The sequence below is a fragment of the Mesorhizobium kowhaii genome, assembly GCF_003253745.1.
Classification (GTDB): Bacteria; Pseudomonadota; Alphaproteobacteria; order Rhizobiales; family Rhizobiaceae; genus Mesorhizobium; species Mesorhizobium kowhaii.
This window is the reverse complement of record NZ_MZXV01000080.1, coordinates 208,604-222,614: the sequence shown is the minus strand read 5'-3', so window position 1 is coordinate 222,614 and position 14,011 is coordinate 208,604. Positions and strand designations below refer to the sequence as shown.

12 protein-coding genes are annotated in these 14,011 nt (G+C 63.9%); 9 read left to right on the top strand and 3 right to left on the bottom strand.

Going from position 1 to position 14,011, the window contains the following annotated elements; genetic code table 11:
- Nucleotides 1-45 precede the first annotated feature (45 nt).
- On the top strand, nt 46-798 hold the full coding sequence (locus B5V02_RS36610; protein ID WP_095199543.1) for an SDR family NAD(P)-dependent oxidoreductase: 753 nt from the start codon (nt 46-48) through the stop codon (nt 796-798).
- 131 nt (nt 799-929) lie between these two features.
- Here B5V02_RS36610 and B5V02_RS36605 read toward each other — a convergent pair whose 3' ends face one another.
- Nucleotides 930-1,913, bottom strand: a complete 984-nt coding sequence (locus B5V02_RS36605) for a zinc-binding dehydrogenase (protein WP_111548815.1) — start codon at nt 1,911-1,913, stop codon at nt 930-932.
- Nucleotides 1,914-2,123: 210 nt separating this feature from the next.
- On the opposite strand from B5V02_RS36605, the gene B5V02_RS36600 reads away from it, so the two are divergent.
- On the top strand, nt 2,124-2,933 hold the full coding sequence (locus B5V02_RS36600) for an AraC family transcriptional regulator (protein WP_111548814.1): 810 nt from the start codon (nt 2,124-2,126) through the stop codon (nt 2,931-2,933).
- Nucleotides 2,934-2,965: 32 nt separating this feature from the next.
- Here B5V02_RS36600 and ybaL read toward each other — a convergent pair whose 3' ends face one another.
- A complete protein-coding gene (gene ybaL / locus B5V02_RS36595) occupies nt 2,966-4,735 on the bottom strand; it encodes a YbaL family putative K(+) efflux transporter (RefSeq protein WP_111548813.1) in 1,770 nt (589 codons plus the stop codon).
- 485 nt (nt 4,736-5,220) lie between these two features.
- Between ybaL and cysG the strand changes: the two genes are divergently transcribed.
- From cysG to B5V02_RS36560, 7 genes are all read left to right on the top strand, one after another.
- Entirely contained in the window at nt 5,221-6,672 is a 1,452-nt protein-coding gene (gene cysG / locus B5V02_RS36590; RefSeq protein ID WP_111548812.1) for a siroheme synthase CysG, read from the top strand.
- Nucleotides 6,669-6,962: a DUF2849 domain-containing protein gene (locus tag B5V02_RS36585; protein ID WP_111548811.1), complete on the top strand. Its 294-nt coding sequence runs from the start codon at nt 6,669-6,671 to the stop codon at nt 6,960-6,962. Before cysG ends, B5V02_RS36585 begins: the two co-directional genes overlap by 4 nt.
- A gap of 42 nt (nt 6,963-7,004) precedes the next feature.
- On the top strand, nt 7,005-8,675 hold the full coding sequence (locus B5V02_RS36580) for a nitrite/sulfite reductase (protein WP_111548810.1): 1,671 nt from the start codon (nt 7,005-7,007) through the stop codon (nt 8,673-8,675).
- The gene (locus B5V02_RS36575) at nt 8,650-9,414 is read left to right on the top strand and encodes a phosphoadenylyl-sulfate reductase (RefSeq protein WP_111548809.1); all 765 of its coding nucleotides are present in this window, start codon (nt 8,650-8,652) and stop codon (nt 9,412-9,414) included. Before B5V02_RS36580 ends, B5V02_RS36575 begins: the two co-directional genes overlap by 26 nt.
- Before the next feature lie 167 nt (nt 9,415-9,581).
- Entirely contained in the window at nt 9,582-10,115 is a 534-nt protein-coding gene (locus B5V02_RS36570) for a DUF934 domain-containing protein (protein ID WP_111548808.1), read from the top strand.
- A gap of 148 nt (nt 10,116-10,263) precedes the next feature.
- Nucleotides 10,264-11,871 carry a GMC family oxidoreductase gene (locus tag B5V02_RS36565; RefSeq protein WP_111548807.1) on the top strand — a complete coding sequence of 536 codons (1,608 nt, stop codon included), beginning with the start codon at nt 10,264-10,266 and terminating at the stop codon, nt 11,869-11,871.
- 193 nt (nt 11,872-12,064) lie between these two features.
- Complete coding sequence (locus B5V02_RS36560) at nt 12,065-12,685, top strand: DJ-1/PfpI family protein (protein ID WP_111548806.1); 621 nt, start codon at nt 12,065-12,067, stop codon at nt 12,683-12,685.
- A 130-nt stretch (nt 12,686-12,815) separates the two neighbouring features.
- Here the strand turns inward: B5V02_RS36560 and B5V02_RS36555 are convergent, their stop codons facing one another.
- A complete protein-coding gene (locus B5V02_RS36555; protein WP_111548805.1) occupies nt 12,816-13,838 on the bottom strand; it encodes a fatty acid desaturase in 1,023 nt (340 codons plus the stop codon).
- Nucleotides 13,839-14,011: the final 173 nt, after the last annotated feature.

The window sequence follows — 14,011 nt, the reverse complement described above, 5'->3', positions numbered from 1 at the left end:
ACTCGCCTCTCGCCTCCGCGACGCGGTTCGGCTACACCTCCCAAAATGGCTGAACTCGACACCAGAAAGACCATCGTGCTGACCGGCGCCAGCCGCGGCATCGGCCACGCCACGGTCAAGCGTTTTTCACGTGAGGGCTGGCGCGTCATCACCTGCTCGCGCCAGGCCTTTGCCGAGGATTGCCCGTGGCCGGCCGGCCCCGAAGACCACATCAAGGTCGACCTGGCCGACCAGGAAGATGTCGGCATCGCCGTCTCGGAAATCCGCCACCGGCTGGAAGCGCATGGCGGCCAGCTGCATGCGCTGGTCAACAATGCCGGCATCTCGCCGAAGCTCAAGGACGGCAACAGCCGGATGGACTCGATCGACACGCCGATGCATGTCTGGCGCGACGTGTTCCAGGTCAATTTCTTCGCGCCGATCATGCTGGCGCGCGGGCTGTTCAAGGAATTGGCGGCAGCCAAGGGCTCGATCGTCAACGTCACCTCGATCGCCGGCACTCGCGTGCATCCCTTTGCCGGCACCGCCTATGCGACATCGAAGGCCGCTCTCGGTTCGCTGACGCGCGAGATGGCGCATGATTTCGGCCCGCATGGCATCCGCGTCAACGCCATAGCACCCGGCGAGATCGACACCGCTATCCTGTCGCCGGGCACGGACAAGATCGTCGAGACCATACCGCTGCGGCGCCTCGGCACCACGGCGGAGGTCGCCGACATCATCTTCTTCCTGTGCTCGCAGCAGGCGTCCTACGTGACCGGCTCGGAAATCCACATCAATGGCGGCCAGCACGTGTGAGCCGGTTGATCTTTGTCAATCGTGGACGCTATCCCCTGCGAGCTCTATCTCTTTGTTTGACGCAATTCCCTGAGGGAAAGCGCTATGCGCTTTTCCCGGGAAAACCGTTTCACACTTTTCCTGGAATTGCTCTAAGGGGACAGTACTCCCTCCGGGGCCGTGCGGTTAGATCGCTCTCGCCCGTCCGGCAAGACTGCCGAGCTTATGGTGAGAACAGCCTTGCCGCTGAAGCTGCGCTGTCGCAGTGCGTCGAGGGCGTGCGCGACGCCTGTCCACGGCACGGTCAAGGCCACGCGCGTTTCAAGCCGGCCCGCCGCGACCAGAGCGAGCAGCGAGGCGATGTCCGCACCAATGCCTGAACCAGAAGTGTAGTACGCGAAAGTCTGAAGCCTCGCTCCCTCGTGACCCGGAACGAACTGGCGGAAGCCGATGGGCGTGAGTTCGCCGCTGCTCGAGCCGAACATGACAATGGTGCCGCCAGGCGCGACCCGCTCGATCGCGTGTGCGAGGCTTTCACCGCCGACTGACTCCGTGATCAGCGAAAACGGCCCTTCGGCCAGCTCGATCGACTCGACAACCCGCTCGGCTCCAAGGCCGCGGAGATCATCAGCATGCCTCGCGGCGGAGACCGCGGTCACCGACGCGCCCTGCTCGCGGGCGATCTGGATCTGGAAACGACCGACCGCACCGCTTGCGCCGGTGATCAGAACCCGCTGGCCGGCCAGGTCACCGCCGTGGCGCAGAGTGCGCAGCGCCGTCGTGCCCGCGACCGGAAGCGTGGCCGCGGAGACGAAGCTGACGTCATCCGGCAGGACGGCGAGGCGGTCAGTTGGAACGGCGACACGTTCGGCCCAGCCGGCCTGGTCGACCAAAGCCACAACCCGGGCGCCTACGGCTGGCCCGGAGCCATCGGCTGCTGCGCGTTCGACAACCCCAACGATGTCCTGGCCGGGTATCCAGCCGTTCGGTCGGATGGCGAGCAGGCGCAGTTCACCACGGTTCAACGAGGTTGCGCGGACCGAGATCAGGGCTTCGTTCGAGGCCGGCTGAGGCTCGTCGAGCTCGGCGAGCTTCAGCCCGGTGGCGCTGTCGGGAGAGATGACTAGGGCGAGCATGGTTCATACCTCATTGCTGCGTGGTGGATGCATTGCCTTCGTGCAGCTGCTATGCGTCGGTCTTGCTGGTTCGCAGACGGCCGCTGATCGAAGAACCCCGCACCAAGCTTCACACGCTCCAGACGTGGTCATCCACAAGCCGGAACCTATCGACTTTCCCGCTTGAATAATTTAGATATCAGAGCAATTGATCGCTAAAAACCGTCAATCATGAGACAACCCCTCCGCTACCCCTGGCTCAATTTCGATGTGGATGAGCTTTCCGAGCCGGTGATTGCCGTGCGCGTTGACGTCACCGATACCAGGGCCGAGGTCCCCTCCCATCGGCACCGCAAAGGCCAACTTGTCTTCGCGCTCGGTGGCGGCGTCACCTGCCGCGTCCCCAGCGGCCTATGGATGGTGCCGCCTCATTGCGGCGTGTGGATTCCCGGCGATATGGAGCACAGCAATATCGCCACCGCCAATGCCCGGATTTTCTTCGTGTACATCGAGCCCGGAGCCACCGATCTGCCGGACCGGTGCTGCACGCTGTCGATCTCGCCTCTGCTGCGCGAACTGATCGTCGAGCTGGCCGATCATGGGCAGGACGACAATTCACGGCAGGATGTGCTGACCAAGGTTCTGCTCAGCGAGCTGCCGCGCATGCCTGTCCAGCAGCTGCATATGCCGATATCGTCAGAGCCGCGCTTGAGGCGGATCGTCGATGCCTTGGCTGAAAATCCTGCCGACCGCAGCAATCTGGCAGAATGGGCCCGGCGTGTCGCTCTCAGCGAGAGCAGCCTGGCACGCCTGGTGGTGAGAGAAACAGGCCTGAGCTTCGGACGCTGGCGCCAGCAATTGCATTTGATCGTCGCGATACGGGAACTGGCCTCGGGCGCGAGCGTGCAGCAGGTTTCGGCAGATCTCGGCTATGAGTCCGTCACAGCCTTCATCACCATGTTCAAGAAGGCGCTGGGCAAGCCGCCTGCACAGTATCTCAGCAGCGTCGCGCAGAATCGCGGCTCTGCATTCGTTGCGTGATCAATCCGTTTGAAGCTAAGGCCGTTTGAAGCTCAGGCCGCGGCCTGTGGCTTGTGACCGAGGACCTCTTCGACAATGCCCCGCGCGATCTCGCGCTCGCCCATGATCACCGTGTCGGCGCCGAGGCCCTTGAGGTGATCGACCTCGGCGTCGGAATGGGCGCGGGCGATGACGTTGATGCCGGGATTGGCGGCCCGCGCCCGCAGCACGATCTGGCCTGCCTCGAAGGCGTTGGGGATGGCCAGGATCAGCCGCCTGGCGCCTTCAGGATTGGCGGCGGCGAACACTTCGGCGTTGGCCGCGTTGCCGGCCACGGTCTCGATGCCGTCGGCCTTGAGCCTGGCCAGTGTCTTGTCGGCATCCTCGATGACGAGGAAGGGCAGGGCGGCCTCTTTCAGCGCCGCGCCGACGAGGCTGCCGACACGGCCATAGCCGATCAGGATGGCGTGGTTGGCGAGGATTGTCCTGGGCGGCCCGTCTTCCCCATTGGCCGTTGCCGAAACCGAGGCAACCTGGCCCGGTTCCGTCGCCGGGCCGACCGGCTTTGCCTCGACCGGCGGCGCCGTCCTGGCGGCCCGCTTCTCCAGCCACGGCTTCATCCAGTCGATGGCCAGGAACATCAGCGGGTTGAGGACGATCGACAGGATGGCGCCGGCGAGGATCAGGTCGCGGCCCTGTTCGGGCAACAGCTTCAGCCCGACGCCGAGCTCGGCCAGGATGAAGGAGAATTCGCCAATCTGGGCCAGGCTCGCCGAGATCATCAGCGCCGTGGCCAAGGGATAGCCGAAGGCAATGACGATGACGAACGCCGCCAGCGACTTGCCGATGACGATGATGGCCAGCGTCGCCAGGATCGGCCAGCCATTGTTGACCAGGCTGAACGGGTCGAACAGCATGCCGACCGAGACGAAGAACAAGACAGAGAAGGCATCGCGCAGCGGCAGCGATTCCTCGGCGGCGCGATGGCTGAGCTCCGACTCGCTCATGATCATGCCGGCGAAGAAGGCGCCCAGCGCCAGCGATACCCCAAACAGTTTGGCCGCGCCGAAGGCGACGCCGAGCGCGATGGCCAGCACGGCCAGCCGGAACAGTTCGCGCGAGCCGGTATGGGCGACATAGTGCAGGATCCAGGGAATGACCCGGCGGCCGACCACCAGCATGACGACGACGAAGGCGGCAACCTTGGCCAGCGTGATGCCGACGACGCCCCAGATGCCGTAGCTGGCCGGCAGCGACAGCAGGCCGCTCGCGTGGGCGTCCGCCTGTTCCTGGCCGCCGAGCACGCCGGCAAGGGCCGGCAAGAGCACCAGCGCCAGCACCATGGCCAGGTCCTCGACGATCAGCCAGCCGACGGCGATGCGGCCGCGCTCCGTCTCGATCATCCGCCGCTCTTGCAAGGCGCGCAGCAGCACGACGGTCGAGGCGACCGAGAGCGCCAGGCCGAAGACCAGGCCCGCGCCCATCGACCAGCCGAGCATCCAGGACAGCCCGGCACCGAGTGCGGTGGCAAAGCCGATCTGGACGATGGCACCGGGCACGGCGATGGCGCGCACCGACAGAAGATCTTTCAGCGAGAAGTGCAGGCCGACGCCGAACATCAGGAGAATGACGCCGATTTCGGCCAGTTCGTTGGCAAGGCCGGCGTCGGCGACAAAGCCCGGCGTGTTGGGCCCGACCAGCACGCCGGCTACGAGATATCCGACCAGCGGCGGAATGCGGAAGCGGTTGGCGAGAGCCCCGAAGACGAAAGCCAGCCCCAGACCGGCGACGATGGTGGCGATAAGGGGCGTGTCATGCGGCATTGTCTATGGAGCGCTTTTCAAACCAGGGATGTCGGATGTGCGCCGCCCGAAGCCGCCGCCTGTTTGCAATATGGTGGATGGGGTGTCGGCGGTGCAACCCGCAAGGGCGCGAAATCGACGACGACAGCCGCAAAAAACGAATGCCGTCAGAGTTCACGCAGATCATGCCACCGCCTGACCGAAAGGGCGGTGATTTCGCTGCCCTACCTGGGTTTTGGTGCAGGCGGCTTTAATCTACTAAATTGGTAGAATTTAGAAAAAACTGTTTTGCCGCATTTCGCGCTCGGCGCTAAAAGAGGTGTAAATCAAGGCCTGCGGCAGCAGCTTGAATCCGCTCCATGTGCCAACGAGGAATATTTTTCTCTTGGCCGAGAAGCTTTCAGAAAAGCGATTGCATCCCGACAAACGATGCGCGAGTGCGTTCCTTCAGGTTTTCCGCGCCCGCGCGTAGAACTGCAAGCCTGTTCAGGATTATGCTCGCGTCCATGCCGCACACTGCTCCCAAGCTCAATGCCTTCCCCGTCTTCGTGCGGGTCGAGGGCGAAGCTGTGGCCATCGTCGGCGGTGGCGAACAGGCGCTGGCCAAGGCGCGGCTGATCGGACAGTCAAGCGCGGTCTTGCGCATCATCGCGGAACACGCCGAGCCGGACCTGTTGACCTTCATCGCTCAGGCCGGCGCGAACCATTTTGCCGCCGCTTATGACGCGTCGCAGCTCGAAGGCGCGGTCATGGTGTTTGCCGCCAGCGGCGACGAGGAACTCGATCGCCGCGTGGCCACGGATGCGCACCGGCTGGGTATCCCGGTCAATGCCGTCGACCGGCCGGAACTCTGCGATTTCTTCACCCCGGCGCTGGTCAACCGCGCGCCGGTCGCCATCGCCATCGGCACCGAAGGCGCAGGCCCGGTGCTTGCCCAGATGCTGCGCAGCCGCATCGACCAGATGCTGTCGCCATCGCTCGGGCCGCTGGCAACGCTGGCCGCGTCGTTTCGCGGTGCTGCCGAGAAGCTGCTGCCGAAGGGCAATGCCCGCCGCCGCTTCTGGAGCGACTTTTTCGGCGGTGCGCCTGCCCATGCCGTGGACGCTGGCCAGCTGTCGCAGGCGCATGACGCCGCTGTTGATCTTCTGCTTTCGAACACGCCGGCTTCTGGCCATATCGCGCTCGTCGGTGCCGGTCCGGGCGCCGAGGATCTTTTGACCTTGCGCGCGCACCGTCTGCTGATGGAGGCCGATGTCATTGTCCATGACGCGCTGGTGCCCGATGCGGTCGTCGCCATGGGCCGCCGCGATGCAGAGCGCCTGCCGGTCGGTAAACGCAAAGGCTGCCACACCAAGAGCCAGGCCGAGATCAATGCGCTGCTGGTCGAGCTTGGGCGCCAAGGCAAGCGTGTCGTGCGGCTGAAGTCGGGCGATCCGCTGGTGTTCGGCCGGGCCGGCGAGGAGATGGCCGCACTGCGTGATGCAGGCATCGCCTATGAGGTGGTTCCGGGTGTTACCGCTGCTTTTGCGGCGGCCGCCGATTTCGAATTGCCGCTGACCTTGCGCGGCGTGTCGTCGTCGATGGTGTTCACGACCGGCCACGACCTCAAGGGCAATTCGCTGCCCGACTGGGCCAAGCTCGCCATTTCGGGCGCGACCGTCGCCGTCTATATGGGCCGCTCGGTGGCGGCCGAGGTTGCCGGCCGGCTGATCGAGGCCGGGCTGTCGCCCGATACGGCGGTGGCCGTGGTCGAGAATGCCAGCCTCGCCAATCGCCGTCGCTTCCACGGCACGCTTGCCGACCTGCCGTCGCTGGAAGCGCGCACCGATCTTTCCGGCCCGGTCATGACCATCATCGGCGATGCGGTCGCCGGCGCCAACTTTGAACGGTCCGAGCCGCTCACGGCACACAGGCATGAAGGCGCGCCCGTGGCTGCCGCCGAAGGAGTTCAGCAGTGAAGATACTGACCGCCAACCGCCTGAGTGACGGCATTGCCGTCTGGTATGCCGATGGCGGCTGGGCCGAGACGGTAGACCATGCCGACCTCGCGCACGACAAGGCGGCCGAGGATCGCCTGGAGGCGATCGGCGCCAAGGCCTACGCCGCCAACGAAGTGGTCGACGTCAATTTGATCGACGCCGATGTCGTCAACGGCATCGTCGAGCCGGTGCGGTTGCGCGAGAAGATCCGCGCCGCCGGCCCGACCATCCGCAACGATCTCGGCAAGCAGGCTGCCAGGGCAGCTTAACAAGACACCAGGCATGGGCGGACGCGCCCTGAAAGACGAAGCATGTACCGTTACGATGAGTTCGACCACGATTTTGTCCAGGCCCGCGTCGCCGAGTTCAGCGACCAGGTCCAGCGTCGTCTTGCCGGCGAGATCACCGAGGACCAGTTCCGGCCGCTGCGGCTGATGAACGGCGTCTATCTTCAGCTGCACGCCTACATGCTGCGCATCGCGGTACCCTATGGCACGCTGAACGGCAAGCAGTTGCGCATGCTCGGACACATCGCCCGCAAATACGACAAGGGCTACGGCCATTTCACCACGCGCCAGAACATCCAGTTCAACTGGCCGGCGCTGTCGGATATCCCGGCGATCCTGGCGGATCTGGCAAGCGTCGAGATGCACGCCATCCAGACCAGCGGCAATTGCATCCGCAACGTCACCGCCGACCATTTCGCCGGTGCCGCCGCCGACGAGGTCGCCGATCCGCGCCCCTATGCGGAAATCCTGCGCCAGTGGTCGTCGGTGCATCCGGAATTCTCATTCCTGCCGCGCAAGTTCAAGATCGCGGTGACGGGTGCCGAGCGCGACCGCGCCGCCATCCAGACGCATGACATCGGCCTACACCTGAAGAAGAACGCTGCCGGCGAACTTGGCTTCGCCGTCTATATCGGCGGCGGCCAGGGCCGCACGCCGATGGTGGCCAGGAAGATCCGCGACTTCCTGCCGGAAGCTGACCTTCTGTCCTACTGCACGGCGATCCTGCGCGTTTACAACCTCTATGGCCGTCGCGACAACAAGTACAAGGCGCGCATCAAGATCCTTGTCCACGAGACCGGCGTCGAGGAAATCACCCGCCAGGTCGAGGCCGAGTGGCAGGAATTGAAGGATGCCGAGCTGAAGCTGCCGGACGCCGACATCCGCGCCATCGAGGCCTATTTCGCGCCGCCTCTGCTCACTGACCGACCGGACGGCGACGCAGCGGTGAAGCTGGCGCGCCTCGATTCGAAGAGCTTTTCCGAGTGGCTCGACCAGAACGTGGTGACGCACCGCCATCCCGACTATGCGGCGGTGACCATTTCGCTCAAGGGCATCGGCGAGGTGCCGGGCGACGCCTCCGACAACCAGATGGAAGCGGTCGCTGACATCGCCGAGAAATACGCCTTCGACGAGTTGCGTGTCAGCCATGAGCAGAACCTGATCCTGCCGCATGTGGCGCGCGCCGACCTCAAGGCGGTCTATGACGCATTGGTCGACATCGGGCTGGCGACGGCCAATTCCAATTTGATATCAGACATCATCGCTTGCCCGGGCCTCGACTATTGCGCGCTGGCGACGGCGCGCTCGATCCCGATCGCGCAGGAAATCTCGCGTCGCTTCGCCTCGCTGGAGCGGCAGCGCGAGATCGGCGAACTGAAGCTGAAGATCTCCGGCTGCATCAATGCCTGCGGCCATCACCATGTCGGCCATATCGGCATCCTCGGCGTCGAGAAGAAGGGCTCCGAACTCTATCAGGTGACGCTGGGCGGCTCGGCCGACGAGAACACGTCGGTCGGCGAGATCATCGGCCGCGGCTTCAGCTCGGAAGAGATCACCGACGCCATCGAGCAGATCGTCGAGACCTATCTCGGCCTTCGGCTCAACAGCCAAGAAAAATTCATCGACGCCTACCGCCGTGTCGGTCCCGCGCCGTTCAAGGAGGCGCTCTATGCTGGCGAAGCCAAGGCCGCTTGACCGTATCGTCGACGTCGATGACGGCATCGCCGCGAAAGCGGCGGGGCTCGATGCGCTTTACGGGCATCTGAACCCGCTCGAGATCATCGAACGCTCGGCCCGCGAACTGTTCAACGACGAGATCGCCGCTGTGTCGTCATTCGGCGCGGATTCGGCTGTGCTGCTGCACATGATCTCCAAGATCGACCGGACGCTGCCGGTCATCTTCCTCGACACCGGCAAGCATTTCGAGGAGACGCTCGGTTATCGCGACGCGCTTGCCGCCGATTTCGGGCTGACCAACATCCGGGTGATCAAGCCCGAAGAAGCGGCGCTCGAACGGATCGATCCGACGGGCAATTTGCACCAGAGCAATACCGATGCCTGCTGCGACGTGCGCAAGGTCGAGCCGCTGGCGCGTGGCGTTGCACCCTTCCGCGCCTGGTTCACCGGCCGCAAGCGCTTCCAGGCCTCGACCCGGGCAGCACTTCCGGTGTTCGAAGCTGTCGGCCCGCGCATCCGCATCAATCCGCTGGCGCACTGGACGACGTTGGACCAGGCCGACTACATGCGCGCGCACGCGCTGCGCGAAAATCCGCTGGTCGCCTATGGCTATCTGTCGATCGGCTGCTTTCCGTGCACGCAGCCGGTGCAGCCGGGCGACGACGCGCGCAGCGGCCGCTGGGCCGGTCATGCCAAGACCGAGTGCGGCATTCATCTGTCGGGACTGGAAAAGTCGCTGACCGACGCATCGCTCTAGGGTATGCGGTATTCAGGTGATGCCGGCCTGCAAATGGCGGTTTCCTGCGCTTCCGGTGCTCACGTACTTAAGTACGCTCCGCTCCGGTTCTCGGAACCCACCATTTTCGTCTCGGCCTGACCTGAATTTCACGCACCCTGGAATTCTTTTGGACTTAGGAATTTTTGATGACTGAACCGACGACACCGGAGATCCGCCTCTGGACCCCAACGGGTTTTCGCGAGGACGAGTGGGCTCATGCCGAAAGCGCGGACGCGCTGTCCGGCAATGGCCGCTTCATCCTGCCGCTGCAGGCGTTCCTCCATCTCGATCCTGAGGTGCGCCGGTCCGCCAAAGAGCGGCTCGGCGTCGCGCTGCAGCCCGGCGACCAGCTCGAGAAGATAGTTGATCTGCTCGAGCAGCTATCACTGGTGGCACTGGCCTTCCCGGCCTTCAGCGACGGCCGCTCCTTCTCCAAGGGCGAACTGCTGCGCAGCCGTTATCATTTCGAGGGTGCGGTCCGCGCCACCGGCCAGGTGCTGGTCGACCAGTTGCCGCATATGCTGCGGCTCGGCTTCGACGAATTCGAGATTTCGAATCCGGTGCTGTTGAAGCGGCTGGAAGAGGGTCGCACCGGCGGGTTGGGGCTCTACTACCAGCCAACCGCCGTGCCGGAGCCCAAGGGACCAAAATATTCCTGGCGGCGCGTTCGCGTCAGCTGACGCAGCGGTAATTCCGCGCGTCTTTACATCGACTGTGATCGGGCCTTCTCTTGGTCATCCGGACGGAAACATCCGCCGGATGTGCATGAGTCTTGGAGCGTCCTTTGCGCGTCCTTTGGACGCGCGGCGCTCCAATCGGGAGGAGATCATGGATTTCGACTATGTCATTGCCGGTGGCGGGTCCGCCGGCTGCACGCTTGCCGCGCGACTCTCCGAAGATCCATCGAAAAAGGTTTGCCTGATCGAAGCCGGCGGCGAGGGCAAAGACCTGCTCATCCGTGCGCCGGCAGGTGTCATCGCGCTGTTGCCGGGCCGGCCGAAGATCAACAACTGGGCCTTCGAGACGGTGCCGCAGCAAGGACTTGGCGGCCGCAAGGGGTACCAGCCGCGCGGCAAGGCGCTGGGTGGGTCGAGCGCCATCAATGCCATGCTCTACACACGCGGGCACCGCGGCGACTATGACGAATGGGCCGATCTCGGCTGCGACGGCTGGTCATGGGACGAGGTGCTGCCTTATTTCCGGCGTGCGGAAGGCAATCAGCGTGGCGGTGATGCCTTGCATGGCGGTGACGGACCGTTGCGGGTCGCCGAGCAGCAGGAGCCGCGTGCGCTCTCCAGGGCCTTTGTCGAGGCCTGTGGCGAAAACCAGATCCGGCGCAACGATGATTTCAACGGGGCCGAACAGGAAGGGGCCGGACTTTATCAGGTCACACAATTCTGGGGCGAACGCCGCAATGGCGAGCGCTGCTCGGCGGCCGCCGCCTATCTGCATCCGGCGATGAGCCGGCCAAACCTCACCGTTGTCACCGGAGCACACGCCACGGGCATCGTCCTTGACGGCAAGCGGGCCACCGGCGTGCGCTACCGCGCGGGCAAGGGCGAAGCCGTTGCGAAAGCCAGGCGCGAGGTCATCGTCTGCGCTGGTGCCTTCGGCTCACCACAGCTCCTGTTGCTGTCCGGGATCGGCCCGGCTGTCGAGCTTGCAGCGCACGGAATCCCGGTCGTTCATGAACTGCCAGGCGTCGGCAAGAACCTGCAGGACCATCTCGATTTCATCATGGGCTGGACATCGAAGGATGCCGACATGATGGGCATCGGCCTGCGCGGTTTGCCTGGCCTGCTGCGGCATCTGCGGCGCTGGCGCAAGGATGGCGGCGGTATGATCGCCACGCCCTACGCGGAAGGCGGCGCCTTCCTCAAATCCGACCCGGCGATCGACCGGCCCGACCTGCAACTGCACTTCTGCATCGCCATCGTCGATGATCATGGCCGCAAGCTGCATATGGGCTATGGCTTTTCCTGCCATGTCTGCGTGCTGCGGCCGCATTCGCGCGGCGAGGTCGGGCTGTCGACGCCGGACCCGCTGGCGCCACCGCGCATCGATCCGCGTTTCCTGTCCGACGAACGCGACGCCGAGCTGCTGCTCAAGGGGGTCAGAATGATGCGCGGCATATTGGAGGCGCCGGCGCTGGCCAAATACCGCGCCAAGGAAATCTACACCGCCGGCGTTTCGAGCGATGCAGAGCTGATGACCCATATCCGAGCCCGCGCCGATACGATCTATCACCCGGCGGGCACCTGCAAGATGGGCATCGACGATCTGGCTGTGGTCGACCCGCAGCTCCGCGTGCGCGGCATACGGTCCTTGCGGGCGGTTGACGCCTCGGTGATGCCGACGTTGATCGGCGGCAACACCAATGCGCCGACCATCATGATCGCCGAAAAGGCGGCGGACATGATCAAAGCGGCTGTCTGATCGGAATTCTGGTCGAACCAGTATTGCCGTTTTCGTCTACTGTGAAACGCCCTGCGACGATGTCAGCCGCAGTGCACATGAACTGGTCTTACCAATCGTGCGATTTGCGCTTTCTCTTTTATCGTCCTGCCCTTAGGATAGGTTCATTATTTCGCGATCCGAAATAAATGTGGCCACAAGGGAGGAACCGGGAATGGCTGGCAAGAAAATACTGATGCTCGTTGGCGAGTTCAGCGAGGAGTACGAGATTTTCGTCTTTGAACAGGCCATGCACGCCGTTGGCCATACGGTGCATGTCGTCTGCCCCGACAAGAAGGCCGGCGATATCCTGAAGACGTCGCTGCACGACTTCGAAGGCCACCAGACTTATACGGAAAAGCCTGGCCACGACTACATCCTCAACAAGACCTTCGCCGAGGTGAAGCCGGACGACTATGATGCCGTCTATGCGGCGGGCGGGCGCGGGCCGGAATACATCCGCATCGACAAGCGGGTGCAGGCGCTGGTGCGGCATTTCCACGAGGCCGGCAAGCCGATCTTCACCATCTGCCATGGCGTGCAGATCCTGATCGCCGTCGACGGCGTGGTGCGAGGCCGGGAAGTCGCGGCGCTACATTATTGCGAGCCGGAGGTGACGCTGGCCGGCGGCATCTACGTCGACGTCGCGCCGACCGGCGCTCATGTCGACGGCAATCTCGTGTCAGCCAAGGGCTGGCCGGGCCTGTCCAATTTCATCCGCGAATGCTTGAAGGTGCTGGGCACGGAAATCCGCCATGGCGAGATCCTGATGCGCGACGAGCGCCAGGCGGCCTGATCCCGAGCAATTCCAGGCAAAACAAAGAGAGCAAGTCCAGGAAAAGTGAAACGGTTTTCCGTCCGGAATTGCGCCAAAACCAAATCCAGGATTTTGCCAATGCCGCCGCGCCGTATGGTGCGGCGGTTCTTTACGCCGCTGCCAGCGCCTCGCGGAACGACACCAGCTTGCGGCGGTTTTCGTCCCACAACGCCAGTTTGACGCAGCGCAGGCTGTCGAGCAGCGTGACGCGACCGATGCCGCGCAGCTCCGGATAATCCCGCAGCACTTCCTGCAACCGGTAGCCCGGCACCTTGGCGGAGAGGTGGTGGACGTGGTGGACGCCGATGTTGCCGGTGAACCAGTTCAGCACCGGCGGCAGATCGTAGTAGGACGATCCGTGCAGGGCGGCGTGCTGGAATTCCCAGTCGGCGTCCTTTGCCCATTCCGTCTCCTCGAACTGGTGCTGGACGTAGAACAGCCAGATGCCGGCCGAACCGGCGAGGATGACGATCGGCAGATGAACAACCAGGAACGCGCCGGGGCCGACGAACCAGATGAGGATAGCTGCCGTAACCGCGATGCCAAGATTGGTGGTCATTGACGACACCCAGGGCGTCAGGCCGCCCCGCATCATGCCGATGGGCAATCTTTGCTCGAAGATGAACAGCCAGATTGGCCCGAGCCCGAACATCACCAGCGGGTGGCGATAGAGACGATAGGCAAGGCGGCCTCGCCATGACAATTGCCGGTATTCGGCAACGGTCAGCGTCCTGATGTCGCCCATCCCGCGTTCGTCAAGATTGCCGGCGCTGGCATGATGGGTCGCGTGGGCGCGCCGCCAGCAGTCGTAGGGCGTCAGCGTCAGAATGCCGAGCGCGCGGCCGATCCAGTCGTCGGCATAACGATTGGCGAAGAAGGAGCCGTGGCCGCAATCGTGCTGGATCATGAAGATGCGCACCAGAAACCCGGCCGCCGGAAGAATGAGGACCAGACCCCACCAATGACCGTAGGAGTAGGCGGCCGAAGAGAGCGCCCAGAGCGTAACGAAGGGAACAAGGGTGATGGCGAGTTCGAGCGCGCTGCGGCGCCTGTCGGGCTTCTTGTAGCGCGCCAGAATCTTAAGCCAGGCGCGCTTGCTGTTGGCGGCCGCCTCAGGGGAAATCATGTTCATCAGGAAGCATAGTCAGGGCGCCCCGCCACCGCAAGACACAGGTCACGCAAAATTACTGTGCGTAATTGTCGCGTGCCCGGCGGTCGAGCCAGCCAATCGCTTGATCAGCATGATGGTTCACCCTTGGAGCGCCGGGCTTTCAAGTCCAACCGTTCCGGGACCCGATGCTCGCT